24 protein-coding genes and 1 other RNA gene are annotated in these 26,289 nt (G+C 61.4%); 8 read left to right on the top strand and 17 right to left on the bottom strand.

The window, feature by feature from the left end; all coding sequences use genetic code 11:
* Positions 1-20: 20 nt before the first annotated feature.
* The 3 genes from DSOUD_RS06875 to DSOUD_RS06865 are packed head-to-tail and all read right to left on the bottom strand — an operon-like array spanning position 21 to position 4,211.
* Positions 21-1,619: a peptide-binding protein gene (locus tag DSOUD_RS06875; RefSeq protein ID WP_053552320.1), complete on the bottom strand. Its 1,599-nt coding sequence runs from the start codon at positions 1,617-1,619 to the stop codon at positions 21-23.
* Between the two features lie 40 nt (positions 1,620-1,659).
* Positions 1,660-2,460 carry a LolA family protein gene (locus DSOUD_RS06870; protein ID WP_157671781.1) on the bottom strand — a complete coding sequence of 267 codons (801 nt, stop codon included), beginning with the start codon at positions 2,458-2,460 and terminating at the stop codon, positions 1,660-1,662.
* Between the two features lie 17 nt (positions 2,461-2,477).
* Positions 2,478-4,211: a tetratricopeptide repeat protein gene (locus DSOUD_RS06865; protein WP_082351105.1), complete on the bottom strand. Its 1,734-nt coding sequence runs from the start codon at positions 4,209-4,211 to the stop codon at positions 2,478-2,480.
* Between the two features lie 209 nt (positions 4,212-4,420).
* Here DSOUD_RS06865 and DSOUD_RS06860 point away from each other — a divergent pair, with 209 nt between their 5' ends.
* The 5 genes from DSOUD_RS06860 (at position 4,421) to DSOUD_RS06840 (ending at position 10,352) form a co-directional block, all read left to right on the top strand.
* Complete coding sequence (locus tag DSOUD_RS06860) at positions 4,421-5,989, top strand: bifunctional aminoglycoside phosphotransferase/ATP-binding protein (protein ID WP_053550314.1); 1,569 nt, start codon at positions 4,421-4,423, stop codon at positions 5,987-5,989.
* Positions 5,986-6,240, top strand: coding sequence for a hypothetical protein (locus DSOUD_RS06855; protein ID WP_053550313.1), 255 nt, complete (start codon positions 5,986-5,988; stop codon positions 6,238-6,240). The genes DSOUD_RS06860 and DSOUD_RS06855 overlap by 4 nt, the downstream gene beginning before the upstream one ends.
* Positions 6,237-9,473 (top strand): SpoIIE family protein phosphatase, encoded by a 3,237-nt coding sequence (locus DSOUD_RS06850; RefSeq protein ID WP_053550312.1) that lies wholly within the window; start codon positions 6,237-6,239, stop codon positions 9,471-9,473. Before DSOUD_RS06855 ends, DSOUD_RS06850 begins: the two co-directional genes overlap by 4 nt.
* Positions 9,474-9,570: 97 nt before the next feature.
* The gene (locus DSOUD_RS06845; RefSeq protein ID WP_053550311.1) at positions 9,571-9,906 is read left to right on the top strand and encodes an STAS domain-containing protein; all 336 of its coding nucleotides are present in this window, start codon (positions 9,571-9,573) and stop codon (positions 9,904-9,906) included.
* Positions 9,907-9,929: 23 nt separating this feature from the next.
* Positions 9,930-10,352, top strand: a complete 423-nt coding sequence (locus tag DSOUD_RS06840; RefSeq protein WP_053550310.1) for an ATP-binding protein — start codon at positions 9,930-9,932, stop codon at positions 10,350-10,352.
* Here the strand turns inward: DSOUD_RS06840 and DSOUD_RS06835 are convergent.
* The 3 genes from DSOUD_RS06835 to DSOUD_RS06825 are packed head-to-tail and all read right to left on the bottom strand — an operon-like array spanning position 10,349 to position 12,735.
* Positions 10,349-10,972, bottom strand: a complete 624-nt coding sequence (locus DSOUD_RS06835) for an HAD family hydrolase (protein WP_053550309.1) — start codon at positions 10,970-10,972, stop codon at positions 10,349-10,351. The two genes, DSOUD_RS06840 and DSOUD_RS06835, sit on opposite strands and share 4 nt — an antisense overlap.
* Positions 10,969-11,754, bottom strand: coding sequence for a prolipoprotein diacylglyceryl transferase (lgt, locus tag DSOUD_RS06830; protein WP_053550308.1), 786 nt, complete (start codon positions 11,752-11,754; stop codon positions 10,969-10,971). Before lgt ends, DSOUD_RS06835 begins: the two co-directional genes overlap by 4 nt.
* 21 nt (positions 11,755-11,775) lie before the next feature.
* Complete coding sequence (locus tag DSOUD_RS06825) at positions 11,776-12,735, bottom strand: RluA family pseudouridine synthase (protein ID WP_053550307.1); 960 nt, start codon at positions 12,733-12,735, stop codon at positions 11,776-11,778.
* 150 nt (positions 12,736-12,885) lie between these two features.
* On the opposite strand from DSOUD_RS06825, the gene ssrS reads away from it, so the two are divergent.
* Positions 12,886-13,070: non-coding RNA, 6S RNA (gene ssrS, locus DSOUD_RS17750), on the top strand.
* A gap of 511 nt (positions 13,071-13,581) precedes the next feature.
* Here ssrS and DSOUD_RS06820 read toward each other — a convergent pair.
* The 8 genes from DSOUD_RS06820 to pheA form a co-directional block, all read right to left on the bottom strand.
* The gene (locus DSOUD_RS06820; RefSeq protein ID WP_053550306.1) at positions 13,582-13,866 is read right to left on the bottom strand and encodes an integration host factor subunit beta; all 285 of its coding nucleotides are present in this window, start codon (positions 13,864-13,866) and stop codon (positions 13,582-13,584) included.
* A gap of 13 nt (positions 13,867-13,879) precedes the next feature.
* Positions 13,880-14,767: a signal peptide peptidase SppA gene (gene sppA / locus DSOUD_RS06815; protein WP_053550305.1), complete on the bottom strand. Its 888-nt coding sequence runs from the start codon at positions 14,765-14,767 to the stop codon at positions 13,880-13,882.
* A 66-nt stretch (positions 14,768-14,833) separates the two neighbouring features.
* Positions 14,834-16,579, bottom strand: coding sequence for a 30S ribosomal protein S1 (locus DSOUD_RS06810; protein WP_053550304.1), 1,746 nt, complete (start codon positions 16,577-16,579; stop codon positions 14,834-14,836).
* Positions 16,580-16,722: 143 nt separating this feature from the next.
* Positions 16,723-17,553, bottom strand: a complete 831-nt coding sequence (ispH, locus tag DSOUD_RS06805) for a 4-hydroxy-3-methylbut-2-enyl diphosphate reductase (RefSeq protein ID WP_053550303.1) — start codon at positions 17,551-17,553, stop codon at positions 16,723-16,725.
* Entirely contained in the window at positions 17,550-18,263 is a 714-nt protein-coding gene (gene cmk, locus DSOUD_RS06800; RefSeq protein ID WP_053550302.1) for a (d)CMP kinase, read from the bottom strand. The genes ispH and cmk overlap by 4 nt, the downstream gene beginning before the upstream one ends.
* Positions 18,264-18,297: 34 nt before the next feature.
* Complete coding sequence (aroA, locus tag DSOUD_RS06795; protein WP_423739495.1) at positions 18,298-19,587, bottom strand: 3-phosphoshikimate 1-carboxyvinyltransferase; 1,290 nt, start codon at positions 19,585-19,587, stop codon at positions 18,298-18,300.
* Between the two features lie 60 nt (positions 19,588-19,647).
* A complete protein-coding gene (locus tag DSOUD_RS06790) occupies positions 19,648-20,517 on the bottom strand; it encodes a prephenate dehydrogenase (protein WP_053550300.1) in 870 nt (289 codons plus the stop codon).
* Between the two features lie 68 nt (positions 20,518-20,585).
* On the bottom strand, positions 20,586-21,659 hold the full coding sequence (gene pheA, locus DSOUD_RS06785; protein WP_053550299.1) for a prephenate dehydratase: 1,074 nt from the start codon (positions 21,657-21,659) through the stop codon (positions 20,586-20,588).
* A gap of 197 nt (positions 21,660-21,856) precedes the next feature.
* On the opposite strand from pheA, the gene DSOUD_RS06780 reads away from it, so the two are divergent.
* Complete coding sequence (locus DSOUD_RS06780) at positions 21,857-23,047, top strand: pyridoxal phosphate-dependent aminotransferase (protein ID WP_053550298.1); 1,191 nt, start codon at positions 21,857-21,859, stop codon at positions 23,045-23,047.
* A 21-nt stretch (positions 23,048-23,068) separates the two neighbouring features.
* Positions 23,069-23,884, top strand: a complete 816-nt coding sequence (locus DSOUD_RS06775) for a formate/nitrite transporter family protein (protein WP_053550297.1) — start codon at positions 23,069-23,071, stop codon at positions 23,882-23,884.
* Positions 23,885-24,213: 329 nt separating this feature from the next.
* Here DSOUD_RS06775 and DSOUD_RS06770 read toward each other — a convergent pair whose 3' ends face one another.
* The 3 genes from DSOUD_RS06770 to DSOUD_RS06760 form a co-directional block, all read right to left on the bottom strand.
* Entirely contained in the window at positions 24,214-24,753 is a 540-nt protein-coding gene (locus tag DSOUD_RS06770; RefSeq protein WP_053550296.1) for a hypothetical protein, read from the bottom strand.
* A complete protein-coding gene (locus DSOUD_RS17745) occupies positions 24,750-25,079 on the bottom strand; it encodes a helix-turn-helix domain-containing protein (RefSeq protein ID WP_082351103.1) in 330 nt (109 codons plus the stop codon). The genes DSOUD_RS06770 and DSOUD_RS17745 overlap by 4 nt, the downstream gene beginning before the upstream one ends.
* Positions 25,080-25,266: 187 nt before the next feature.
* Positions 25,267-26,271 carry a TerC family protein gene (locus tag DSOUD_RS06760; RefSeq protein ID WP_053552319.1) on the bottom strand — a complete coding sequence of 335 codons (1,005 nt, stop codon included), beginning with the start codon at positions 26,269-26,271 and terminating at the stop codon, positions 25,267-25,269.
* Positions 26,272-26,289 lie beyond the last annotated feature (18 nt).

The following is a 26,289-nucleotide window of genomic DNA, read 5'->3' as shown; positions in this document are numbered from 1 at the left end:
AAGAAAACCCTCGAAAGTCCTCAGCGCGCGTATTTCTGCGCCTCTTTCGGCACATACCAGCGGATGAAATTGTAGGTGATGCCGGCCGGGGCCGGTTCGATCCCCTGAAACCGGGACGCCACCACCGGCAGGGCGTCGGGCACATAGAGAAAGGTGTAGGGCTGCTCTTCGGCGAGAATTTCCTGGAAGCGGTCATAGTATTTTTTCCGCTCCGCCGTTTCGAGGGTGCGCCTCCCCTTTTCGAGGAGCTCGTCGACCTCGGCATTCTTGAAACCGACGAAATTGAGTTCGCGAGGGCCGGTCTTGCTCGAGTGCCAGACGTTGTAGCCGTCGGGATCGATGGGGACGGTCCAGCCGAGAATGGTGGCGTCGAAATTGCCGGGATTGATGAACTCGTTGAGAAAGGAGGCCCACTCGATGACCCGGAGCTTGACGTCGACGCCGATCTCGCGGAAACGCCTCTGGATGATCTCGCCGCTCTTGACCCGCTGGTCGTTCCCCTGGTTGGTGACGATGGTGAAGGCGAAAGGTTTGCCGTCCTTGTCGAGGATGCCGTCGCCGTCGCTGTCGGTCCAGCCGGCCTCGGCCAGAAGGGCGCGGGCCCTTTCAGGGTTGTAGGGGTAGCGCTTCACCGCCGGGTTGTAGGGCCAGGTGCCGGGTTTGTACGGTCCGGTCGCCTCCTGGCCGAGGCCGAGAAGAACCCCCTCGACGATCTCCTTCTTGTTGATGGCGTAGGAGAGGGCCTGGCGCACCCGTTTGTCCTGGAAGAGGGGACGATTGAGATTGTAGCCGAGATAGGTGTAGGCAAAGGCCGGGTAGCGGTATTTGACAAACTGCCGTTTGAAGGCGGGGGAGTCGGTCTGGGTCTGGTACTGGATCGGATTGAGCCCCATGGTGTCGAGACCGCCGGCCTGCAGTTCGAGAAACATCGTCGATTCGTCGGGGATGATGCGGTAAACGACGCGGTCGAGGTAGGGGCGCCCCTCGAAATAGTCGGGATTGGCCTCGAGAACGATCTTCTCCCCGGGCTTCCATTCGACGAAGCGAAAGGGCCCGGTCCCGACGGGATGGCGGGCCAGGGGGCTCTTGGTGACATCCTCCCCTTCCAGCAGGTGCCGGGGGAGGACCGAAATCTCCCCCCAGCTGATGAGCGCCTTGGCCAGCGGCTGCCGGTAGGAGACGCGGAAGGTGGTGGGGTCGAGGACTTCGGCCGTTGCCACCTGGCGATACTGTTCGGCGTAGGCGGTGGGGGTCTTGGGGTCGATATAGAGCCGGTAGGTGAAGAGGACGTCCTCGGCGGTGAAGGGGGTGCCGTCATGCCAGGTGACCCCGGGGCGCAGATGAAAGGTGATGGTCAGATTGTCGGCGGAGATCTCCCAGGATTCGGCCAGTTCCCCTTTGATCTTCAGATCCTTGTCGTAGCGCACAAGGCTGCTGTAGACCAGGCCGTTGATTTCGGAGGAGGCCGAATCGGAAGCGAGGACCGGCAGAAGGGTGTTGGCGTCGCCGATCGTCCCTTCGATGATGGTGTCGCCGTAGGCGACGGGGCCCTTGTGACTTTCCACGGGGTGGAGCGTCTCCCGCCGGTCGCAGCCGAAGAGGGTAAGGATAAGAGCCATGGTCAAGAGAAGTGTGCGCACCTGTTGCCTCCTGGGGTTTTCAGGGTATAGGGCTGACCGAAACGCCGTCGGGGGGGATCAGGACGAAGCGCTTTCCGGGGATCGCCACGTTGGTGCTTGCCTCGGAGAAGTCGATACGCGCCTCGACCTGCCGGTCCGGTATCTCCAGGAAGGTTTCCCGGGGAAAGGGACGGACCTCTCCTGCGAAGTTGTCGTAACGGATACGCAGCTGCAGCGCTTCCCCGGCCCAGTAGGCGACCTGCACCAGACGCAGCTGAGGATCGAAAAAGAGCTGCTGGCGCACCTCCTGGTCCCCGCTCAATTCCAGAAGATATCCCCCCCCGGCGACCGGGCTCAGGGCACTGCGCCGGAAGGGAATCATCGGCGTCTGATAGAGAATAATCCCCACCAGGTCCTCCATCTGCAGCGGCAGCCGGGTCAGGCGCTGGAGATTGGCCGGCGAGGCCTCGCCGCGGTAAAACTTGCGATCCGAAGGAATCAGCACCGTCAGCTCGCTGCCGTCGGTGGCCATCAGCAGCAGAGGGGTGCCGAAGGGGCTGAGGGTTTCGGCTCGGAAACGGTCGGGCTTTTCGGCGAAAATAGCCTGGGTGGTGGTCAGGGAGCGCTCCGGAGTCTTGATCCGCACCCGGGCAAGTCCCTGAAGGGACCGGAAGGCCTGGCCGTTCTCCTCCAGGGTCTGCAGGAGTTTCCCTTCAAGCTGTGGGGGGACCGGAGGGGGGGGAGGAACAAGGAGCGGAGCGCAGGCGCCGAGAAGGAGGGTCAGGGTCGCTGCCGCAAGGGCCAGAAACCGCGGCGCCTTCAGGTCAGAAGTCGGCGGCACGGTTTTTCCCGCCGGCATCACTGGCCGCCGCCTGGGAGCGCATCGCGCTTGGCGCGCAGGGCGGCGTCCTCCGGAGAGACCGCCAGCGCCCGGTCATAGACCTCGCGGGCCCTGTCGTAGAGTTTCAGGGCCCGGTAGGCGTCGCCGAGGTGCTGGAGGACCACCGGATCCTCGGGCATGGCGGCGACGGCCTTTTCCAGCTCGGCCCGAGCGTCCTCGAAATTCCCCATCACGAAATGGACCCACCCCAGGGTATCGAGGATATGTCCTTCTTCCTTGAGAGACAGGGCGCGCCGGGCCATTTCCAACGCCTCTTCGAGGCGCTCGCCCCGTTCGGCGTAGGCATAGGCCAGATAGTTGAGAGCCTCGGCATGATCCGGATCGATCTCCAGAACCTTCCGCATGGCCGCCAACGCCCCCTCCCGGTCGCCGCGGCGCTCGAGAAGAATGCCGCGCTGGTAGAGGAGATTCCCCTCCTCGGGATAGGCGGAGATTCCCTGGTCGAGGACGGAGAGGGCCGCCTTTTCTTCGCCGTCGATCTCCAGCAGGGAGGAGAGGTAGGCGTAGAAGGGGGCCGGTGCCGTCCCCTCGCTGAGGCGCTTCCGGAGAAGTTCGATCGAGAGCTTGGTCTGACCCTGCAGGTGATAGAGGTAGCCGAGGTGGGCCAGGGCGTCGTCGTAGAGTTCCGATCCGGGGGGGATGGCGGCAAAGGCCCTCTCGGCCCCGGCCCAGTCCTGCTGACGCTCCAGGGCGGTTCCGAGATAGAAGCGCACCTGCGACGCCTCGGGGTCGGCCTCGAGAATCGTCCAAAATTCCCTGGCCGCTTCGACCCATTTTTCCTGCTCGAGGTAAATCAGGCCGATCTTGCGCCGCGCTTCGAGGTCTGCGGCGTTATGATCGAGGAGGGTCAGCAGTTCCTCGAGGGCCTGATCCAGGTGCCCTTCCCTGATCAGGAGTCGGGCGAGATGGTGGCGCACGGCGGGGTTGACCGGCCGGAGGGCGAGCGCCGAGCGATAGAGGGCGATGGCGCCGTCCATGTCGCCGCGCCCCTCGTAGAGGCCGCCGAGTTCGATATAGGCGGCATCGAAATCGGGCTGCTCCTTGAGGATGCGCCGGTACGACTCCTCGGCCAGAACGCCGAGGCCGATTTCCCGGTACACCCGGGCCAGGGTCAGCTCGGCTCCGAGGGCGTCGGGATTGCGCTTGAGGAGATCCTTGAGGAGCGCCACGGCCTCTTCGGACTCGCCGCTGCGGGCGTAGGAAATGCCGAGATGCAGGTAGGCACTTTCCTGGGCGGGGTCGAGTTCGATGGCCTTTTTGAAGTAGGGGATCGCCCTGGCGTCCTGCTCCCGGCGGAAATAGAGACTCCCGAGGAGAAGATTGGCCTCCGCCGATGCCGGATCCTGAATGAGGGCATCCTCACCGGCCCGGAGGGCCTTTTCCTCCTCGTCCATCTGCAGGTAGAGACGGGCCAGAGCCAGGCGGAGAAAGGAGGAACGGGGATCGATGCGGACAGCTTTTTCCAGGAGGGCGGCGGCCTCATCCAACCGCCCCTCTTCAGCCAGGAGCCGGGACTGGCCGAAGAAAAGGAGGGCCGGGTCGTCTTCCGAAGGGGTGGAAGACGCCTCCCGGATTTCGTCCGGGGAGTCGGAGGCCCTGTCGAGGAGCGGTTCGGGCCTCGTCGGGGACGGGCCGAGACAGCCGGCAAGGGCGAGGCCGAGCATAAATACTGTCAGGTAACGAACGATCATCCTTCAACCTTTCCCGTACGGGAACAGCGTGGGCAAATTATCCTTGAAAACGGCTGCGGCACGCCGCCAAATGGGCCATCCATAGCCGATAGAAGCTATCACAGACCTTCTGCATCGTCAATTCTTTTGCCCCAGTTCCCGCTCTTTACAGCCCGGTGTAATATGGTAGTGTTTTCTGTGAAATCAGAGATTTAGGCTCGGGAGACCCCATGGATTACCCGGCACTCCACAAAGCGCTGCTGCGTCCGGAAGCCTACCCGGAAGGGACCGGTCCGGTCACCTACCGGGAAACCCACATCTCCCACCTCTACTTCACCCCCAGTCACGTGTACAAGGTCAAGAAGGGTGTCGACTTCGGATTTCTCAATTTCACTACCCTCGACCGTCGACGGTTCTACTGCGAGGAGGAGATCCGCCTCAACAGCCGCTTCTGTCCCGGCACCTATCTCGGGGTCATCGAGATCCGGCGCCAGGGGGAAACCGTCGCCGTCGGCGGCCCGGGGGAGCTCGTCGACTACGCCGTGCGCATGAAGCGTCTCCCCGAAGATCGCATGCTCTCCAGGCGGCTGCAGGAGAACGCTCCCGACCTTCCGTCCGACATGGAACGGATCGCCCGGCGCATCGCCTCCCTGCACCTCGCTTCGGAGGTCTGTAGAATGGATGGCGGCCAGCCGAACCTCGAGATCGTCAAACAAAACTGGCGGGAGAATTTCCTGCAGACGGAGACCTTCATCGGCCGCACCCTCCCGGCGCAGGCCCACGCCTTTCTCTCGGGCTATGTCGCCGATTTTCTCGAGGAGAACGCCGCAATTCTCCACGAGCGCGAGGAGCAGGGTTTTGTCCGCGACGGCCATGGCGACCTGCATGTGGAACACATCTGCCTCGGCGAACCGATCTGTATCTTTGATTGCATCGAATTCAGCCGGCGCTTCCGGGTCGCCGACGTCGCGGCGGATCTGGCCTTTCTTCTCATGGACCTCGAATTCCGCGGCCGCAGGGATCTGGCGCGCCTCCTCCTCGGCACCTACCTGGAGGCGGTCGGAGGCGACCCGGGGACCCCCCCCCTCCTCCCCTTCTACAAAATCTACCGCGCCTTTGTCCGCGGCAAGGTCGAATCGCTTCTCAGCGACGACCCGACCGCCGAAGAAGAGTTGCGAAGCCGGAGCGCCCGGGAGGCGCAGCGTTACTTCAACCTGGCCCTGGGATATCTCTGTCCGCCCGCCCTGATCCTCACCTGCGGACGAATGGGAGTCGGCAAGACGACCCTGGCCTCCTCCCTCTCCCGGGCCCTCGGCGCCCGGCTGCTGCGTTCCGACGTCCTGCGAAAAGAGCTGGTCGGCCTCTCTCCCCTGGAGCGCTGCGAGTCCCCCTTCGGCGGCGGGATCTACTCCGAGGACCTGAACCGCAAAACCTACGCCGCCCTATTGACGGCGGCGCTGGGAAAAACAGGAGAGGAGTCTGTCATCGTCGACGCCTCCTTTGCCCGCGCCGCGGACCGGAGGCTCTTTCAGGAGCGGGCCGGGCGGGCCGGACGTCGCTGTTTCCTCCTGCATCTGGTCTGCGACGAGGAGACCGCCCTTCTGCGCCTCGACAGGCGCCGGGCCGAAGGGGATGACGCCTCCGACGGCCGCCGCGCCCTCTTTGATCGGCAGGGCGCCGCCTTTGACGCCGTAACCGAAGGGAAGAACATGATACGGGTCGACACCACCGATCCCGTGGACTATAATGTCGCACTCATTCTTTGCGCTCTCCTCGCACCCACCGGGACACCCTCATGAAAGAACCAAAACCCACCCCTTTGCGGGAAGCCTGGGTCATCTTCTTCCTGCTGGGGGTCGTCATGCTCAATTTCCCCTTTATTGAGATTTTCAACAAGACGACCACGATCCTCGGGATTCCGACCCTGGTCCTTTATCTATTCCTCGGCTGGCCCCTGTCCATCGGCGTCATCTACCTTTTTTCCCACCGGCTGGAAAACACCTCGGCACCCGAAGGGTCCGAAGATGATGGCAGAAAGGATCGGCAATGATCCCCGTCGCCACAGTCGCCACCGTATCCCTCCTCTATTTCGGTCTCCTTTTCGGCGTCGCCTATTACGCCGACAAAAAACGGGAGGCCGGCAAGAGCCTGATCTCCAACGCCAACGTCTACTTTCTCTCCCTGGCCGTCTATAACACTTCCTGGACCTTTTACGGCAGCGTCGGCCGGGCGGCCACCAGCGGCCTCGATTTTCTCGCCATCTATCTCGGCCCGACCCTGATGGCCTTTTCCTGGTGGTTTCTCCTGCGACGGATGATCCGCATCAGCAAGGAACAGAACATCGTCAGCATCGCCGACTTCATCTCGAGTCGTTACGGAAAATCCGCCCCCCTCGGCGCCGTCGTCACCATTTTTGCCGTCTTCGGCATCATGCCCTATATCGCCCTGCAGCTTAAGGCCGTGGCCCATACCTTCGATTTTCTCTCCCTCCCCCTGAAAACCGGGGGAACCTGGCAGTCGCCCTTCTCCGGCCTCCCCCCCTTCGTCGACACGGCCCTGATCGTCGCGGCGCTGCTCGCTCTGTTCGGGGTCCTCTTCGGAGCCCGACATCTCGACGCCTCGGAGCGCCATGAAGGGCTGGTCGCCGCCATCGCCCTCGAATCGCTGGTCAAGCTGGTGGCTTTTTTCGCCGCCGGCGTCTTTGTCACCTACGGCCTCTTCGACGGCTTCGCCGACATCTTCACCCGCTTCCTCACCGAGTTTCCGGAGCGCAGCCACCTCCTCCTCCTCGGCACCCCGCAGACTCCCCACACCACCTGGTTTACCCTCACCTTCATCTCGATGATGGCCTTCATGTTTCTCCCCCGCCAGTTTCACATCATGGTGATCGAGAACTCGGACGAGGAACACGTCAAAAAAGCGATGTGGCGTTTTCCGGCCTACATGTTCCTGATCAACCTTTTCGTCCTCCCCATTGCCCTGGGCGGGATCATTCTCAACGGCGGCGATACGGGCAACGCCGACTATTTCGTCCTTCACATTCCCCTCCAGGCCGGACACCCCTGGCTGGCCCTCCTGGTATTCATCGGCGGCTTTTCCGCCTCGGCGGGGATGGTCATGGTCTCTTCAGTGGCCCTCTCGACCATGATCCTCAACCACCTGGTGATGCCGGTCATCCTCCGGTTCCGGATGCCCGGCTCCGACATCTCCAGAGCATTGATCAACCTCAAACGCATCGGGATCGTCGCCGTCGTCGCCCTCGGCTACGGCTATTACCGCCTGATCGGCGAATCCTACGCCCTGGTCAATATTGGCCTCGTCTCCTTCGTCGCCGCCACCCAGTTCGCACCCTCCCTGATCGGCGGCCTCTACTGGCGACGCGCCAATCTCAAGGGAGCCCTGACCGGCCTGGTTCTCGGTTTTCTCATCTGGTTCTACACCCTCATCGTCCCCTCCATCGTCCGCTCCGGTTGGATTTCCTCCGACATCCTCGAAACCGGCCCCTTCGACCTGGCCTTTTTGCGCCCCCTCGAACTCTTCGGCCTGCAGGGTTTCGACATCTGGACCCACTCCCTTTTCTGGACGATGTTTTTCAACCTCGGCGCCTTTCTGGCCATCTCCCTGCTGACCTCCCCCAACCGCGACGAACAGGAGCAGGCCGACAAATTCGTCGACGTCTTGACCCCGCAGGAAACCGCCCTCGAGCGCAAACGCATCAGCAAGGCTCCGACGGTCGTGGAATTCGTCGACCTGATGGCCAAGTTCATCGGCGAGAAACAGGCGCACAGCGCCATCACCGAATATCTGGGGAATCTGGAGATCGACGAAAAGGGATCCCTATCCGAATACGAGATCCCCAGCCTGAAGCGTTTCACCGAAAGGACCCTGGCCGGCTCCGTCGGAGCCGCGCCGGCGCGGATCATCATCGAAAACTACCTGGCGACCCGCGGCAGCAAAATGGAAGACGTCTTCGACATCTTCGGCACCGTCACCATCAGCCGCAAGGCGAGCCGCGAACAGCTCAGCGTCCTCTACGAGGCGGCCCGGGTGGTGGCCAGCGGCGGCGAGCTGCAAACCATTCTCGACAACATCCTCGATCTGGCCCGACAGCAGTTCAAGTTCGATCTCTGCGTCATCCGTATTCTCGACCCCGAGCGGATGATGCTGACGGTTCGCAGCCAGAAGGGGATGAGCTCCGAGCACCTGGGGGAATCGGAGCGGGAGCTGAAGACCGATACCTATATCGGCACCTCCTTTATGACCAATTCGGTGGTCGTCATCAACGATACCGACTTCATGGACAAGGACGTCTCGGCGCAGATCATCCACCGGGAGGGGATCAAGTCCTTCGCCCACGCCCCCATTGCCGTCGAGGGGGAACCGATCGGCGTTCTTTCGGCCTTCTCCCGGTCGGCCAAGGGGATCTTCACCGACGAGTTCGTTCAGCTCTTTCAGAGCCTGGCGGGACAGGTCGGAGTCGCCTGGCGCAATGCCCAGCAGACCGCCGGGCTGATCACGGCCCGCGAGCAGGAGAGGGAACTGCAGATCGCCAAATCGATCCAGCTGAGCCTTTTGCCCACCTCCCTCCCCGAAATACCGGGGATTTCCCTGGCGGGGATCTGCGTTCCGGCCCGTCAGGTCGGCGGCGATTACTACGATATCCTCTGCAACGACACCGAAAGCGTCGACCTGGTCATCGCCGACGTTTCCGGCCATAATGTCGGTGCCGCCCTGATCATGGCCGAGACCCGCACCTTTATCCAGGCCACCGCCAAAACGGTCCGCAGCGTCAGCACCATCATGGAGGAGCTCAACGAATTCTTCTTCGAGGACCTCGGCCGCGCCGAGCTCTTCATCACCATGTTCTACCTGCGCTACCACATCGCCTCCGGCATGCTAAACTATGCAAGCGCCGGTCACAATCCGCCGCTGGTCTGGCGCTTCGGCGCCGAGGCTTGCGAACGCCTCGATGCCGAAGGGCTGATTCTCGGCATCAGACAAAACGTCGACTTCGAAGAGCGTAAGGTCCACCTCGGCCCCGGGGACATGCTTCTTCTCTACACCGACGGCGTCACCGAGGCCGAAACCCCCGAGGGGGCCTTCTTCGGGGAAGAACGCCTCTGCTCCCTGCTCCGCGAATACCATACCCTGCCGCCGGAGCAGATCGTCGCCGACATCCTCGACCAGGTCAGGCTCTTCACCGGGCAGCACAATTTCAATGACGATATTTCCCTCGTCATCATGAAGATTGAGGCCGCGACAAATAGTGGGGAAGTGCCTTAGAGAATCGTGGTCAGGTGCGAAGGGATTATGTTATTGTGAGGAATATCTGAAGGTTGAATCTTGGCCGGAAAGGCCACTGAAACGGAAGGAGATTGCAATGATTGTGAAAATCGAGGAAAAGGGAGCCGTCATCCTGATCGAGGTCAAGGAAGAGCGTCTGGATGCTCACAACAGCGGGGAACTCAAGACACAGATGCTCAATCTTTTCGAGGAAGGGAAAAACAACATTGTCGTCGACCTCCAGGAAGTTCGCTTTGTCGATTCTTCCGGACTCGGAGCCCTGGTCTCCGGTTTCAAGAACGCCAGTGCCCGCAACGGCAACCTCAAGCTCAGCGGTCTCCAGCCCCAGGTCAAGTCGATGTTTGAGCTGACCCGCCTGCACCGGGTATTTGAAATTTTCCCCGGCACAGAGGAAGCCCTGGCCAGCTTCTAGCCGGAAACACCTGCGGGGAATCCATGGAAGAAAAAATCGAGGTCAACATCAAGGTGCCCAACCAGACCCGGTACCTGAGCCTGATCGGCAAGATCGGCGAAGATGTCGCCAGGGCGCTGAAGCGGTTCCGGGGAGATCGGGAGGAGCTTGCCTATCATATCAATCTGGTGCTGACCGAGGCCATGAGCAACGCCATCCGCCACGCCAACGAAGGGGACCCCGAAAAAGAGGTTCACGTCACCATCGTCATCGAAGACCAGGATCTCACCATCCGGGTTTATGACCAGGGGCAGGGCTTCGATGTCAGTTGCACGGCGCCCCCCGAATTTAAAAATCTTGACGAACACGGCCGCGGCATCTACATCATCCGCTCACTCATGGACCGGGTCACCTACAGCGAATGCCGCGGCGGCCATGTCCTGGAGATGGTGAAGGCCCTGCGCTAACCCCCCATCAACAGGGTCGCCAACTCGGCATGTCCCGAGACCCTGAACTCCCCCGTCGTCCTCTCCCCGTACGCCGCAAAACGAATCCCCGCACTCCCGGCCGCCTCCCTGTCCAGTTCCGAATCGCCGACGAAGAGGAGTTCCCCGGTCTCGAGCCCCAGGCGCTTTGCCGCCAGCAGGAGCATCTCCGGATGGGGCTTGGGAAATACCACATCGCGACTGGTGACCACCGTCGAGAAATAGGCGGACAACCCGAAATGCGCAAGGACCTCCACCATGCTGGTTCCCCGGTTGGTGGCAACAGCAAGAGGATAGCGCCCGGAAAGGGTGCCGAGGGCCTCGGCCATTCCCGGTTCGGGGGTCATCCCGGGAATGAAGCGCCGGAAATCGAGGGTCGCCGCATAGGAGAGGGCCTCAGGGGTGCGCTCCGGCCCGAGGAGAACCTCGAATACTTTCGGACTGGCCGCCGTATGGCAGAGATGGGCACGCTCCTTCTCCGCCGCGGTCACCGCCGGTTCTCCGAGGTGGGTCAGGACGGCGTTGTAGTAATCGAGATTGGCCTGGCGGCTCTCGAAAAGAACACCGTCGCAGTCGTAGATGATTCCCGAAATCCCTTTCACGCCCCCCTCCCCTTTCGCAAAATCAGGACCAAGCCGACAGCGCCGAAAAGAATCATCGGCAGCGACAGGAGCTGCCCCATGGTCGCCCCCCCCCAGAGAAAACCGAGCTGGACGTCGGGCTGGCGAAAAAATTCGATCCCGAAGCGAAAGAGGCCGTAGCCGAGGAAGAACGTGAAGAAGGGGATGCCCTGCCGGACTTTTCTGCGGTGGAGGATCCAGAGGATCAGAAAGAGGACCGGCCCTTCGAGGGCCGCCTCGTAGAGCTGGCTCGGATGGCGAGGATCGGGGCCCCCTCCGGGGAAGACCATCCCCCAGGGGACGGTCGTCACCCGCCCCCAGAGCTCGCCGTTGATGAAATTGCCCAGGCGCCCGAGACCGAGTCCGACGGTTGCGGCGGTCACCAGGATATCCCCGGTGAGGAGCATCGGCAGACGGCGGCGGCGGCAGAAGAGAACCGCCGCGACCACCACGCCGAGGAGACCGCCGTGAAAACTCATCCCACCCTCCCAGACGGCGAAAATTTTCAGGGGGTGCTGCAGGTAAAAGGAGGTGTTGTAGAAGAGGGTGTAGCCGAGGCGGCCGCCGAGGATGACGCCGAGGATACAGTAAAAAAGGAGATCCGAAAGGGCGTCCCCGGAGAGATCGAGGTCGCGGCGGCGACAGAGATGGCGAATGATAAAGTAGCAGGCGACGAAGCCGAGGAGATACATCATGCCGTACCAGCGCACGGCCAGAGGGCCGATCTGAAAGATGACCGGATCGATTTGCGGAAAGGCGAACATGGCAGGGTCCTTTTTCAGGGATCAGGGTGAAAAGGGGGGGGTAACTTCTTTCTCCGGATTAAAGACCCCTCCCCCGTCGCGAAGGGTTGAAAGCAGGCTCTCCATATCGGCGGGGATCGGAGCCTCGAGCTGCAGTAAACGTTTCTCTACCGGATGAAGAAACTCCAGCTTCCAGGCGTGAAGCATCTGCCGCAAAACCGGAATCTCCCCGAAAAAAGAGGGGCCGCCGTAGCGGGTATCCCCCAGAAGGGGGTGCCCGGCTTCGGAAAGGTGCACCCGGATCTGGTGGGAGCGCCCGGTGAGGATCTCCACCTCGACGAGGGTGGCACCGGGAAAGGACTCCAGCACCCGGTAGCGGGTGATCGCCTCCTTCCCCCCCCGTTCGACGGACTTCATCAAATTGGAGCGATGCCCCCGCGCCAGAAGGGATTTGATCTCCCCCTCGGCAGGCAAAAGGGTGCCGGCGACGAGGGCCAGATACCTTTTTTGGACGGCGCGGCCGCTGAAAATCTCGGTCAGCTGGCGATGGGCGCGGGGATGAATGGAGAAGACCATGATCCCCGATGTATCACGGTCCAGGCGCTGAACCATGCCGACCTCGGGTTTCTGCATCGGTCGGAACGGGTCCTGGAGGAAGGAGAGGAGGGCCTGATAGAGGGTCCCCTTGAATCGCGCCGGTGTCGGCTGGGTCTCCACCCCCGCAGGTTTGGAGACCGCCAGCAGGGAACTGTCGCGGAAAACGACATCCTGCTCCCTGAGCTCATAGGGGACCAGGGGCTGACCGTCCAGATAAACTTCCACCTTCTCGCCGACCTTCACAGGATGGGAGGAGCGCCGCACCCGCCGGCCGCCGGCATGCACCCCGCCGAGGTCGACGATCTTGCGCAGGAGGGTCCGGGAAAGGGCGTCGCAGTGGGCCGCGACAAATATATCGATCCGCGTCCCTTCGTCCCCGGGGCCCGGCTCAAATCGGTAAATCATGATAACCCCGCCTTAGTTCCGGGACGAACGCGCCGGCAAAGACGCGTCCGTGCTGAGATTCCATGGGAGAAAGAATTTTTTTCAAGGGGCCGTTGACAGGCCGCAAGCCCATGCTAACATGAAATCACCCCGCAATCACCGGATCATTGACATCCTCTGGAGTGCTCGATACAAGGCATTGAAGCGTTGACCAACACAGGTGACACCCGTCCTTGGTCAAAGCCATGGTGAGCCAGCCCGTCTCTGAGCGGGACGCCTGAAATGGCTTTCAAAGGCAGGAACTAAAGTTCTTACGGTCAAGACTTCAAGATCGCGGTCGGCACTTCGGAGACAAAACAACAATTGGCATCGGCTTACAGCGAACCATCCGGAGCCCATCAGGGAAACCACATTTTCTGAAGGGGAAGGAACCTGAAAAATCCGTTGTGCGCCCGGCCTAAAAAGCCGGGTCCGCAACCTTCGAGTAGGGTCCTGAAAAAGTGCCGGAAACCATCGCGGGAGCTGATGCCAATTGTTTTATTTACAAGAAAGGCCCCGTCGACAGCGGGGCCTTTCGCATTTTGAATCGATACCGGAAGTGACGCCCGGGAAGATGGACAGGAAAAAATCTTTTCAGCCGATAGGCTTCACAGAGATCGTTCTTTTCCCCGAGGTTCCCCCCTTTTTCCGCCTCGAGAGACAAGGCGAGGGGCCCTGCGCCCGGCAGAGGCAAAGGACCAGGAAAAATTAGTCACTTTCGGCAGCGGCCGCCCGCCTCACCGAAGGAAGGGCCGGAAGTCCTGCCATCCCGGGTGCGGCAAATCGGCAGGGGAAACGGATGTTGATCTTCCTGTCCCTGCCGTTAAATCAGTCGCAGCAGTTGACCCGTTCCCGCAGTTCCTTCCCCGTTTTGAAAAAGGGGGTTTTCTTGCTGGGGATCCGGACGACATCGCCGCTCTTGGGATTTCTCGCTTCACGGGCTTCCCGAAGGCGGATGGTGAAGGATCCGAAACCGCGAATCTCGACCCTGTCCCCTTCGATCAGCGCATCGCCGATGCGATTGAAGATGGTGTTGACGATCAGTTCGGCTTCTTTTTTGTTCAAAGAGCCGGCATTGAAGGACAAACGCTCGATCAATTCACTCTTGGTCATGCTAACCAACCTCCTATTCGACTCCAGACCATATAAATTGCAGTCCCGTGGCAGACTGTTCCTGAAGACCCCGGCGCAGCTGCGTCGCGGACTCTTGTATCAAATATTGAAAAACTCCCGGTTTTTCCTCTGGCGGATAAACGACCCGCGGCTCTCCTTCGATCCCCGCCATCCTGGCAGCGGCGGAAATGGCGTCCTGCAGGTTGCCGAGTTCATCGACGAGCCCGACGGCCAGGGCCTGACGACCGGTAAAAACCCGACCGTCGGCAAGTGGCTCCACATCGGCGACGGTCATCTTCCGCCCCTCAGCGACGGCAGCGACGAACTGCTGCTGGGTGTCGTCAATCAGGGACTGGAGAATCTGCCGGTCGGAATCGGTCATCGGACGGACCGGCGACCCGATATCCTTGTGTTCGCCGCTCTTGATGACCTGGTTTTTCAGACCGATCTTTCCCAGGAGTTCCTGAACATTTGTGAACTCCATAATGACACCGATGCTGCCGGTGATCGTCCCGGGGTTGGCGAAAATACGGTTGACCGGCGCCGAGACATAATATCCCCCGGAGGCGGCCACCGACCCCATGGAGACGACGACGGGTTTGACGGCAACGGTCTTTTTGATCTCTTCGTAAATCTCCTGGGACGGGCCTACGCCCCCCCCGGGTGAATCGACCCGCAGAACGATCCCCTTGATGGAAGGATTGTTGCGAAACTCTATGATGTGCTCGATGGTCGTCTTCGAGGCGACGATGATGCCGGTCATTTCGATGACGCCGATCTTTTCACCGATCGGCAGTCCTCGACCCCGCCCCACAAAGCCTGCAGCGACGACGACCAGCACAAAAAAAAGAAAGATGGCTCCCAGGGTGAGCAGAGCCATCAGAAATGGATTTTTTTTCATGACTGGATTCCGAGCAAAGGAGCCCCCGCAGTCGTCCTGCGGGGGCCCGGATGGATCTGCCGAAGATTACTCTTCGTCTTTGTCGGTCCCGGCCTTGCCGAGAGCGCCCTGAAGGAGATCACCGAAGTTGGAAGTGGCGTTCCTCTGGGCACCGAGGAATGCGTCGACCTCGGCCTTTTCCTTGCGATCGGCCAGATGCTTGATCGAAAGGGCGATCTTGCGTTCGACGTTGTCGACGTGCAGGACCACGGCCTCGAGTTCGTCACCGACGGCGGCGAAGCTCTTGGGCGAGTCGATCTTTTCCTTGCTGATTTCCGAGACGTGAATCAGCCCTTCGATCCCTTCCTCAACCTCGAGGAAAATCCCGAAGTCGGTCACGGAAGTCACCTGCCCGCGGATGATGGTCCCGGGGGCGAAGCGGGTCGGAATCGACTGCCAGGGATCGGGAGTCAACTGCTTGACGCCGAGGGAGAAGCGCTCGTTCTCGCGATCGATGTTGAGCACGACGGCCTTGACGAGATCACCCTTCTTGTAGATTTCCGAGGGGTGCTTGATCCGCTTGGTCCAGGAAAGGTCGGAGATGTGCACCAGTCCGTCGATCCCCTCGTCGACACCGACGAAGATACCGAAATCGGTGATGTTCTTGACCTGCCCCTCGATGATGGTGCCGATGGGGAATTTCTCGCCGATGACTTCCCAGGGATTCGATTCGACCTGTTTCAGACCCAGGGAGATGCGGCGATTGGGGATGTCGAGGGCCAGCACCACCGATTCGACATCGTCGCCGATGTTGAGAACCTTGTTGGGATGCTTGATGCGCTTGGTCCAGCTCATTTCCGAGACGTGAATCAGCCCCTCGACCCCTTCTTCGAGTTCGATAAAGGCGCCGTAGTCGGTCAGGCTCACGACCTTGCCGGTAATCCGGTTGCCGACGGGATACTTGGCTTCCACGTCGAGCCAGGGATCGGGAGCGATCTGCTTGAGCCCGAGGGAGACGCGCTCTTTTTCGCGATCGAACTTGAGGACCTTGACGTTGATCTTGTCGCCGACAGCGAGAATATCCGAGGGGTGGTTGACCCGGCCCCAGGACATATCGGTGATGTGCAGCAGACCATCGATGCCGCCGAGGTCGATGAAAGCGCCATAATCGGTGAGATTCTTGACCACCCCTTCGATAACCTGACCCTCTTCAAGGGTCTTGAGGGTGTCGGAGCGCTGATTTTCGCGCTGGTCTTCAAGGAGTACACGCCGGGAGAGAACGATATTTCCGCGACGCTTGTTGAGCTTGATAATTTTGAACTGATAGGTCTCGCCGAGCATCTTGTCGAGATTGCGGACGGGACGCAGGTCAACCTGGGACCCGGGGAGAAAGGCATTGACCCCGATGTCGACCGAGAGGCCGCCCTTGATGCGGGAGATGATCCGACCGTCGACCACGGCACCCTCTTCCAGGGCGTTCCAGATCTTCTGACGGTCAGCCTTCTCCTTGGAGAGACTGATCAGACCGCTTTCGTTTTCGGTCCGCTCGATGAGAACGTCGAACTGATCGCCGACCTTGATCCCCTCTTCGCCCAGGGCTCCGACGAACTCGCTCAGGGGGATGACCCCTTCCGACTTCCCGCCGACGTCCACCACCACTGAGTCAGGATTGACCTGAACGATGGTACCGACCACTACGTTGCCGGCATGCAATTCCCGAAGACTGTTTTCGAACATGTCTTCGAAACTTTGCTCCATCTCGCCGAACCCGGACTCGTCGTCCATGTCTTCGTCTTCACTGTCCATGTCGAACTTGCTTTTGTCTTCAACCATTAAGAACCTACCCCCAAACGATTTTCCGTCGTTTTACCGACAGTATGGCCTCGGCCATGAGAGGGGACGATAACATAAAGGCAAAAAAAAACCAAACGTTTATTTTTCCTAAGCAGCCGGCACATGGATAGTCCGACAGGCTTCTAGGCCTGGACTCTTTTCACCACCTCGTCGATGATCCAGCGCGGCGTCGAGGCGCCGGCGGTGATCCCCACCGTTTTTGCCCCGTCGAACCATTGCGATTCGATCTGGCCGGCGGTCTCGATATGATGGGTTCTAGGCTGGATATCCCGGCAGATCCGGGCCAGCCGATTGGTGTTGGCGCTGTTGAAGCCGCCGATGACCAGCATGACATCCGCCTGGCGGGCGATGGAGCGCGCCTCGTTCTGGCGCACCGAGGTCGCGTCGCAGATGGTGTTGTAAATCCGCAGTTCCTTGCACTTTTCCAGGCAGATATCAACGATGGTCCGCAGATTCTCGATCGACTGGGTGGTCTGGGCCACGATCCCCATGCGGCTGCAGCGGGGAAGGGCAACGGCATCCTCAGGGTCGGCGACAACGTACACATCCCCCTGCCGGGCATAGGACACGATCCCCTGGACCTCGGGATGATCCTTTTCCCCGACCAGCACCACCGTGTACCCCTCGCTGCTGAGGAGGTCGGCATGCTCCTGGGCCTTTTTGACGAAGGGACAGGTGGCGTCGACGATTTCGACGTCGCGTTCGCCCAGGGCATCGAGTTCCTGGGAGGTGACTCCGTGGGAGCGGATGATGACCGTCCCGCCGGTAATCTCCTCCACCTGCCGCAGCACCCGCACCCCCTTCTCCTCCAGCTTTTCCACCAGCTGCGGCGAGTGGATGATCGGCCCCAGAGAACAGATCCGGTCGCGGCTTTCCGCCGCCTCGAAGGCCATGGTCGTCGCCCGGCGGACGCCGAAACAGAAACCGGCACTCTGGGCCAGGAGGATCTTCACGGCTTTTCTCCTCCGTCATTCTCAAGACAACCGGCACGGCTGCGGCGCTTCCGCACCTCCTCGAGCATCACGGCAAGAACCTCATCGATGGTCATGACCGTAGAGTCGATGGCGACGGCATCGGGGGCCTGCACCAGCGGGGCATGCTCCCTGGCGCTGTCGGCGGCGTCGCGGGCTTCGACCTCGGAAACGGTCTGCGCCAGGTCGACATCGTGCCCCTTGGCGCAAAGCTCCTCGTAACGGCGGCGCCCCCGCTCCTTGGCCGAGGCGGCGAGAAAGAACTTGGCCTCGGCTCCGGGAAACACAACGGTGCCGATGTCCCGCCCCTCGAGAACCACCCCCCCCTTTTCGCCCATCCGCCTCTGCAGCTCCACCATGGCCTCGCGCACGGCCAGACAGGCCGAGACCCGGGAGGTCAGCAGGCTGATTTCAGGTGTACGGATGGCCGCCGAGACATCCTCGCCGTCGAGCAGGACCCGCTCTCCGCCGTTGCTGCGGAGAAATTCGATGCGTACGCTGCGACCGAGACTCCCGAGGGATTCCTCGTCCGCAGGATCGATACCCCGGCGGAACGCGGCCAGGGCGACACAGCGGTACATGGCCCCAGTATCGATATTGGTATAGTTCAGGGCCCGGGCCAGAAGCTTGCTCAGGGTACTCTTCCCCGCTCCCGAGGGGCCGTCGATGGCGACGATCAGTTCACGTCTCAAACCGTTGGATACTCCTTGGTGATAAAGCCGTCCTTCAGGCACCGACCCGTTCGATCAGCTCCCAGAAGTCAGGGAAAGAGGTCGCGGTGCACCCCGTATCCTCGATGGTCACGGAACCTGTGGCCCGCAGGGCGGCCACCGCCATGCTCATGGCGATGCGGTGGTCCCCCCGGGAGGAAACGGTGCCACCGGAGAGCGCCTGGCCGCCGTGGATCACCATGCCGTCGTCCCGGGCCTCGACCCGGGCTCCGAGCCCGCCGAGCGCCGAGGTCATGGCGGCGATGCGATCGGTCTCCTTGACCCGCAGCTCGCGGGCGTCGGATATGATCGTCGTCCCCTCGGCGAAGGCGGCGGCGACACTGACCACCGGGAATTCGTCGATGGCGCGCGGCACCACGGAGCCGCCGATCTCGATCCCCTTGAGGTCGCTGCTCTTCACGAGGATGTCGGCGACCGGCTCTCCGGAGAGTTCCCGCTCGTTGAGGAGCTGCAGCGAGCCGCCCATCTCCTGAAGAATATCGATAATGCCGCTGCGGGTCGGGTTGACGCCGACGTTGCGAATCAACAGTTCCGAGCCGGGGGTGATCAGGGCGGCGACCATGAAAAAGGCCGCCGAGGAAATGTCTCCGGGGACATGGACTTCCCGTCCGGTCAGCCGGGGGTGGCCGACCAGCGAAACCCCGCCGGGGAAGGGACGGACGTCGGCGCCGAAATAGCCGAGCATCCTCTCGCTGTGATCCCGGGAGAGGTGCGGCTCCCGCACGGTCGTCACCCCCTCGGCGTAGAGTCCGGCCAAAAGGAGCGCCGACTTCACCTGGGCGCTGGCGATGGGCGAATCGTAGTCGGCGGGCGCAAGCCCCCCCCCCTGAATCGCCAGGGGCGCCAGATCGCCGCCGCCGCGCCCCCAGATCCTGGCTCCCATGGCGGCCAGCGGACCGACGACCCGCTTCATCGGCCGTTTGCGCAGGTAGCGGTCGCCGGTGAGCACCGAGAAGAAATTCTGACCGGAGAGGAGCCCGGTCATCAGGCGGATGGTCGTCCCGGAATTGCCGCAGTCGAGGACGTCCCCCGGCTCGGCGAGGCCGTGCAGGCCGCGGCCGTGAATCCGCAGGACGCCGCCGGGGAGCTCGTCGACCAGAACTCCCATCGCCCGGAAGGCTCCGAGGGTGGCGTGGTTGTCTTCGCCGTGGAGGAAACCGTGGACCTCGGTCACCCCCTCGGCAAGGGATCCGAGCATGATGGAGCGGTGGGAAATCGACTTGTCGCCGGGGACGGTCATGTCCCCTTTCACCCCCCGGGAGGGGGAAATGGTCTGTTTCTGGATCATCGCTGGGAGTCCATCCTTTTCGTATTGATAGGGCGCGCCGCTTTTCCCCCGACAGGGTCAGAGTATGGCGTCGCGGCTCTGTTTGGAGCGCAGGAAAAAGTCGTAAAGGCGGTCCTTCTTTTCCCCGCGGATATCCTCCTTGAGCTCGGCCAGGGACAACTCGAAGCGCTCGATCATCTCGAGGAGGGCGTCGCGGTTGGTCAGCGCGATATCCCTCCACATGGTCGGATCGGAAGAGGCGATGCGGGTGAAGTCGCGAAAACCGCCGGCGCTGTATTCGAGGATATTCTCCTCGTACCGGTCATAGGAACTGACGGCGTTGACCAGGGAATAGGCGACCATGTGCGGCAGGTGGCTGATCGCCCCGAGAATGCGGTCGTGCTTTTCCACGTCCATCTCCACCACCTCACACCCGGCCGTTTCCCAGACCCGGCGCACCAGGCGGAGGGCTTCGGGATCGGTCTGCGCCGTCGGAGTGAGAATACAGCGGCGGCGGTGATAGAGGGTGGCAAAGGCCGCTTCGGCGCCGCTCTTTTCCGTGCCGGCGATGGGGTGGCCGGGGACGAAATGAACACCTTCCGGCACCAGGGGCTCGATGGCCCGGGCCACGGAACCCTTGACGCTGCCGCCGTCGGTGAGCACCGCCCCCGGCTTCATGTGCGGCAGGACCCTGGAGGCCATCTCCGTCAGGGTGAGAACCGGAGTCGCCAGAAGGACCAGGTCGGCGTCGGCCACCCCCTCGGCGGGATCCTGGGTGATGCGGTCGACAACGCCGAGTTCGAGGGCTTTTTCGAGATTGGCCAGGCCGCGGCCGATGCCGACCACTTCGCCGACGACGCCGGCCGCTTTCAGGGCCAGGGCGAGGGAGCCGCCGATGAGGCCGACGCCGACGATTGCCAATTTGGGGATGAGGATCTGATTCGACATGGGATGGCCGCCGCATTCGGGGTGGAAAAGAGGGTCAGGATCCGGCACAGGGAGAGTCCGACCGGCTCCTAGCGGGCCCGCGGGTAGGAGCCGAGCACCTTGAGGAACTGGCAGTAATCCTTGAGTTCGGCGATGGCGTCGGCGACAGCCTTCTCGTCGATATGCCCCTCGATATCGAGGAAAAAGACGTATTCCCAGGCCTTTTTCTTCATCGGCCGGCTTTCGATCTTGGTGAGGTTGATGGCGCGCTTGCTGAAGGGCTCGAGCATGCGGTAGAGGATCCCCGGCTGGTCCTTGATGCTGAACATCAGCGACGTCTTGTCGCGGTCGCTGCGCTCCGGACTTTTTTGCCCTATCACCAGAAACCGGGTGAAGTTGTTGGGATTGTCCTCGATGCGCTCCTTGACCACCTGCAACCCGTAGAGCGAGGCGGCCATCTCGCTGGCGATGGCGGCGGCGGACTCGTCCTCGAGGACCATCTGCGCCGCCAGGGCGGTGCTGCCGACGTCGACCAGCGGCACGTCGGGGAGATTTTCCTCCAGCCATTTGCGGCACTGGGCCAGGGGCTGGGGATGGGAGACGACTTTCCTGATGTCCTCCATGCGCCCGGTGCGCGACAGGAGAAAGTGGGAGATGCCGAGGAGGATCTCGGAGCTGATCTGCAGATCCGACTCCATGAACATGTCGAGGGTGTGGGAGACCACCCCTTCGGTGGAATTCTCCACCGGCACCACCCCGTAGGGGGCCCGGCCGCGCAGGACTTCGTCAAAGACCGCCGGAATGCTCTTCTGCGGCACCAGCTGGGCCGAAAACCCGAACTGCTGCATGGCGGCGGCGTGGGTAAAGGTCCCCTGGGGACCGAGAAAGGCTACCTTCATCGGATGTTCGAGGGAGAGGGAGGCCGAGATGATCTCCCGGAAAACGCGGCGGATGGCCTCGGTGGGGAAGGGTCCGGTGTTGCGGGCGCCGAGGCGCTCGTAGATGGCCAGCTCACGGGCCGGGACGTAGAATTCCCTTTGCTCGCCACTCTTGGCCCGGCCGACCTCGATGACCACGGCGGCCCGCTGATTGAGGAGATCGAGAATCTGGTCGTCGATGGCATCGATCCGGGTACGCAGATGGTTGAGTTTTTCCTGAGCCATGAAGGGCCCCTCCTCAGTGATAAAAATGGAAAATTAATTTAGCCCATCGCCGACGGGAAATCAAATGAAAAGCCCGGATTCCCCCGTCCCAGGTTGCCGTCCCGGCAGGGGGCTCCGCCGCCGCGTTTCTCCTTGACCCTCCTCCCCAGGGAGATTAAACTGCAGGCCATTTTCCAGTCCACACAAAGGGGTGAACCATGACCATATCCGTGAAGGTAATGAGCTGCATCGAGCGCTCCTCCTGGATCCGCAAGATGTTCGAAGAGGGGGCCCTGTTGCGCAAGATCCACGGCGACGACAAGGTCTTCGACTTCACTCTCGGCAATCCGTCCATGGAGCCTCCCGCCGCCTTTCACGAAGAGCTGCTGCGTCTGGCTCAGAATCCCGAACCCGGGATGCACCGCTACATGAACAACGCCGGCTACGAGGAGACCCGGGCGGCGGTCGCCGAGGTCCTTTCGGCCCACTCTCCCCTGCCGGTGACGGCCGACCAGGTGGTGATGACCTGCGGCGCCGGCGGCGCCCTCAACGTCGTGTTAAAGACGATCCTCAACCCCGGCGAAGAAGTCATCATCCTCGCCCCCTTCTTTGTCGAATACAAATTCTACGTCGACAACCACGGCGGGGTGACCAAAGAGGTCTGGACAGACCGCGAAACCTTCCAGCTCGACGTCGCCGCCATCGAGGCCGCCATCGGCCCCAATACCCGCGCCGTCATCGTCAACTCGCCCAACAACCCCACCGGCGTCATCTACCCAAGGGAGAGCCTTCTTGCCCTCGGGGAAATGATCGCCCGCAAGGAGAAGGAACTCGAGCGCAACATCTACGTGATCTCCGACGAACCCTACGCCAGGCTCGCCTTCGACGGCCAGGAGGTTCCGGGGATCTTCGCCTGCGTGAAGAATTCCGTCGTCGTCACCTCCCACTCCAAGGATCTGGCCCTCCCCGGCGAGCGCATCGGCTACCTGGCGGCCAACCCGGCGATGAACAACGTCGGCCAGTTCATCGAGGGGGCGATCTTCTGCAACCGCGTCCTCGGCTTCGTCAACGCTCCGGCCCTGATGCAGAAGCTGGTGGCCAAGCTGCAGCGGGTCTCCGTGGATATCGGCGAATACCAGGAAAAACGCGATATCCTCTACAACCACCTCACCGCCCTCGGCTTCAACATGGTGAAGCCGGGAGGGGGCTTCTATCTCTTCCCCCGCTCACCCCTTGAGGACGACGTCGCCTTCGTGCGCCTGGCCCAGAAGCACAACATCCTCCTCGTCCCCGGCGCAGGATTCGGGGCGCCGGGATATTTCCGCATCGCCTACTGCATCGACGGCGACATCATCCGCCGCTCCCTCGGCGCCTGGGATCTGGTCGCCCGCGACGCCGGGCTCCTTTAACCTCTCGGGGGAATCTCTTTCATGGAAAAGCGCTTTCTCACCCCCGGCGAAACAGTCCAGGCGATCGTCGACAACGCGCGGCGCCTCTCGACCCAGTCCCTCTCCCGGACCGTGGTCCTGAGCCTTTTGGCCGGCTTCTACATCGGTTTCGGCGCCCAACTGGCCACCGTGGTCACCCAGGACACGGCTCCCATCGTCGGCGTCGGGATCTCCCGCCTTCTCGGCGGCAGCGTCTTTTCCATCGGCCTGATGCTGGTGGTGGTCTGCGGCGCCGAACTCTTCACCGGCAACAGCCTCCTGGCCAAGGCGGCTCTGCACGGGCAGATTTCCTGGTGGCAACTGTCGGCGAACTGGGCGGTGGTGATCCTCGGCAACCTGGCGGGCTCGCTCTTTTTCGCCTGGCTGATGTTCCGCTCCAATCTCTGGCAGTCCGGACACCTGGCCGACCACGCCATCGCCATCGCCCGGGACAAGACCACCCTCCCCTTCGACGTCGCCCTGGTCCGCGGCATTCTCTGCAACTGGCTCGTCTGCCTGGCGGTCTTCATGGCCACCGCCGCCCGCGACATCTCCGGCAAGGTCCTCGCCTGCTACATCCCGATCATGACCTTCGTCGCCAGCGGCTTCGAGCACTCAGTCGCCAACATGTACTTCATCCCCACCGGCCTCCTTCTGGCAAAACGCCTCGGGATCAGCGACCCGGGGCTCACCTGGCGAAGCTTCTTCATCGACAACCTCCTTCCCGTCACCCTCGGCAACATCCTCGGCGGCGTCGTCTTCGTCTCCTTCGCCTACTGGTACATCCACCTGCGCGGCCAGCGGCCGGCCGCTGCCTGAAAATCCGCTTCACCGCTCCTGCCCCCTCCGACTGGATCGACTGAAACAATCCAGGGGAACCCGCTCCTGTGGGAGAGAAGAACATCAAAAGGCGCCCGGACCTCGGGGCGCCTTTTTGATGTTCCGGTGGCACATCCCACCTGTTGAATGACCCCCCTGCTCGTTACACTCGCTTCCCCCCTATTTCATAGGGGGGATCAAGGGGACTGCTTCCCCCCTGCGAAGTAGGGGGGACTGAGGGTGGTCAATTCTTCGTGTCGTTAAGGGTCAATTTCTGATGTCGCTTGACACGCCCAAATTCGCCCCGAAGACACCATACCTATTCAACCCTACCGAAGACCCTGAAGCTCTGCCCTAAATTCAACAAATTTCTCTGCCGCCCCTTCCTGCCGCGACCATCGCTCCACTTCAATCCAATCAATCGGTTTCATCTCCGCTACCCAGACCGCTTGCTGCAAACACTGCCGATCACCCCAATGATAAAATGCTGACAATCGATCTTTAACGCAGTCAGTTGGAGAAAGAAGTCGCAGTTTTCCGGTTTCAAACTGAAGTTCCGCAAGCTTTTTAACCGGTTCGTTGCCGACCGCAAGCGGCCCGGATGGGAATTCAATAAAGAATTCCGTCTCCTCGCTCACAAAGTACCGGTTCTTCTCCTCAAACCCGATTTCCTTCAGAACCTTCTTGAGTTTCAGTCGGGATGTCTGCAAGAGGTCGATAAAATCGAGATCCATAGAGACAAAGTTATCGGAGGCATAGATGGAAACGACCGCACCGCCACCGAGCGCAACATAAATACCATAACGATCCAGGTGGGAACAGACATAGGCGGCCAACTCGCCAATGTTCATCTCGCGTACGGTCTTCATAGCGGCTTTCCCGCTCTACGTGGGCGCTGTCGCTCCATCTGCAGTCGAGTCCGCTCTTCTTCCGGATAAAAAGTCAAGGCCTTTTCGATCAAGGCGGTTACTTCTGAAAGGAGAGGATACCGGGGATTAAAGGTGTACAACCGGGTTCGCCCAACCAGCGAACTGACAAGAATGCCGCCGTGCTCAAGGATCTCAAGCTGACGCTGGAGAGGGGTCAAACTGCAGGCGTAGAATCGCGCTATTTCACGAGCATGCCCCTGATTTCGGGCATAGATAAAAAAAAGGACCCGTTCTTTGTTGATCGAACCGAAAAGGGATTCAAGCATAACGACCTCAATTGGATGTCAAATGAACACAATTTGAGGTCATATTAGCATCTCATGTTCAGATCGCAATTACTTATTTTTACCGCATAGTTTCGAAGGAGGTCGCGTCTCAACTTCTGACATTGTCAAGAGTTGAGACGCGACCCCACTGCTGTGCCCACTCATGACTGGATGGGCCAGCGCGCTTTTACTTGTCCGTATTCTCCCCCGCATCCGGTTTCGCCGGGCTTCCCGGGACCCACCCGTGAACGGCTTCGGCGGTGCCGATCTCTTTCGGCAGATTCCGGGTCTTGATCACCGACACCAGCATCGAGCCGCCGATCAGGAGGGCGGTGACCAGCAGCGCCGCCTCGGTGGGGATGACCTTGCCAAAAGCCGCGTTGATCAACATCTTCGCACCGACCACCATGAGCACCAGCGAAAGGCCGTACTTGAGGTAATGAAACCGGTGGATGATGCCGACCAGGGCGAAATAGAGCGCCCGCAGTCCGAGGATGGCAAAGACATTGGACGTATAGACAATGAACGGGTCGGTGGTGATGGCGAAAATGGCCGGGATGGAATCGAGCGCGAAGACCACGTCGGAGACTTCGACCAGAATCAGCACCACCATCAGCGGCGTCAAGTAGAGCAGACTCTCCCGGCGAACGAAGAACCGGTTTCCCTCATACCCCTCCGTCACCCGGAAATGGCGGCGGATCAGACGGACCAGACGGTTCCCCTCCATGTCCGGTTCCTGGTTGATCGTCACCAGCATCTTGCCCCCGGTGAAGATGAGGAAAGCTCCGAAGAGGTAGATCACCCAGTGGAAGGCTCCGAGAATAGCTGCGCCGGTCAGGATCATGGCGGCCCGCATGACCAGGGCGCCCAGAATCCCCCAGAACAGGACGCGGTGCTGGTACTGCGCCGGCACCTGAAAATGGCTGAAGATCAGAACGAAGACGAAGATGTTGTCGACGCTCAGACTCTTCTCCAGCAGGTAGCCGGTGAAAAACTCGACTCCGGAGCTCGCCCCGAGGAAATGATAGACCCCGGCGCCGAAGATCAGCGCCAGAATGAAATACCCGAGGCTGAGCAGGAGCGCCTCGAAAATCCCCACCTCCTTGCCTTTGCGGTGGAGCACGCCGAGATCCAGTGCCAGCAGCACGAGGACGAAGAGGTTGAAGCCGATCCACATCCAGAGAGTGTTCACGAGACGTTCTCCCATCGC

Origin of the sequence: Desulfuromonas soudanensis (genome assembly GCF_001278055.1) — a bacterium.
In the GTDB taxonomy this organism is placed as follows: Bacteria; Desulfobacterota; Desulfuromonadia; order Desulfuromonadales; family WTL; genus Deferrimonas; species Deferrimonas soudanensis.
Note: the sequence above shows the minus strand (reverse complement) of the source record. Positions and strands in the feature narration are given on the sequence as shown.

Bases quoted from the DNA above. Each gene is read 5' to 3' on its own strand.
- lgt (WP_053550308.1), bottom strand. From the start codon at position 11,754: ATGTTCGCCTTTCCGCAAATCGATCCGGTCATCTTTCAGATCGGCCCT.
- DSOUD_RS06845 (WP_053550311.1), top strand. From the start codon at position 9,571: ATGATTGTGAAAATCGAGGAAAAGGGAGCCGTCATCCTGATCGAGGTC.
- DSOUD_RS06875 (WP_053552320.1), bottom strand. From the start codon at position 1,619: ATGGCTCTTATCCTTACCCTCTTCGGCTGCGACCGGCGGGAGACGCTC.
- DSOUD_RS06770 (WP_053550296.1), bottom strand. From the start codon at position 24,753: ATGAAGACCGTACGCGAGATGAACATTGGCGAGTTGGCCGCCTATGTC.
- DSOUD_RS06810 (WP_053550304.1), bottom strand. From the start codon at position 16,579: ATGGTTGAAGACAAAAGCAAGTTCGACATGGACAGTGAAGACGAAGAC.
- DSOUD_RS06850 (WP_053550312.1), top strand. From the start codon at position 6,237: ATGATCCCCGTCGCCACAGTCGCCACCGTATCCCTCCTCTATTTCGGT.
- DSOUD_RS06865 (WP_082351105.1), bottom strand. From the start codon at position 4,211: ATGATCGTTCGTTACCTGACAGTATTTATGCTCGGCCTCGCCCTTGCC.
- sppA (WP_053550305.1), bottom strand. From the start codon at position 14,767: ATGAAAAAAAATCCATTTCTGATGGCTCTGCTCACCCTGGGAGCCATC.
- DSOUD_RS06855 (WP_053550313.1), top strand. From the start codon at position 5,986: ATGAAAGAACCAAAACCCACCCCTTTGCGGGAAGCCTGGGTCATCTTC.
- DSOUD_RS06840 (WP_053550310.1), top strand. From the start codon at position 9,930: ATGGAAGAAAAAATCGAGGTCAACATCAAGGTGCCCAACCAGACCCGG.
- DSOUD_RS06775 (WP_053550297.1), top strand. From the start codon at position 23,069: ATGGAAAAGCGCTTTCTCACCCCCGGCGAAACAGTCCAGGCGATCGTC.
- DSOUD_RS06820 (WP_053550306.1), bottom strand. From the start codon at position 13,866: ATGACCAAGAGTGAATTGATCGAGCGTTTGTCCTTCAATGCCGGCTCT.
- DSOUD_RS06825 (WP_053550307.1), bottom strand. From the start codon at position 12,735: ATGATTTACCGATTTGAGCCGGGCCCCGGGGACGAAGGGACGCGGATC.
- DSOUD_RS06790 (WP_053550300.1), bottom strand. From the start codon at position 20,517: ATGTCGAATCAGATCCTCATCCCCAAATTGGCAATCGTCGGCGTCGGC.
- DSOUD_RS06780 (WP_053550298.1), top strand. From the start codon at position 21,857: ATGACCATATCCGTGAAGGTAATGAGCTGCATCGAGCGCTCCTCCTGG.
- DSOUD_RS06860 (WP_053550314.1), top strand. From the start codon at position 4,421: ATGGATTACCCGGCACTCCACAAAGCGCTGCTGCGTCCGGAAGCCTAC.
- DSOUD_RS17745 (WP_082351103.1), bottom strand. From the start codon at position 25,079: ATGCTTGAATCCCTTTTCGGTTCGATCAACAAAGAACGGGTCCTTTTT.
- pheA (WP_053550299.1), bottom strand. From the start codon at position 21,659: ATGGCTCAGGAAAAACTCAACCATCTGCGTACCCGGATCGATGCCATC.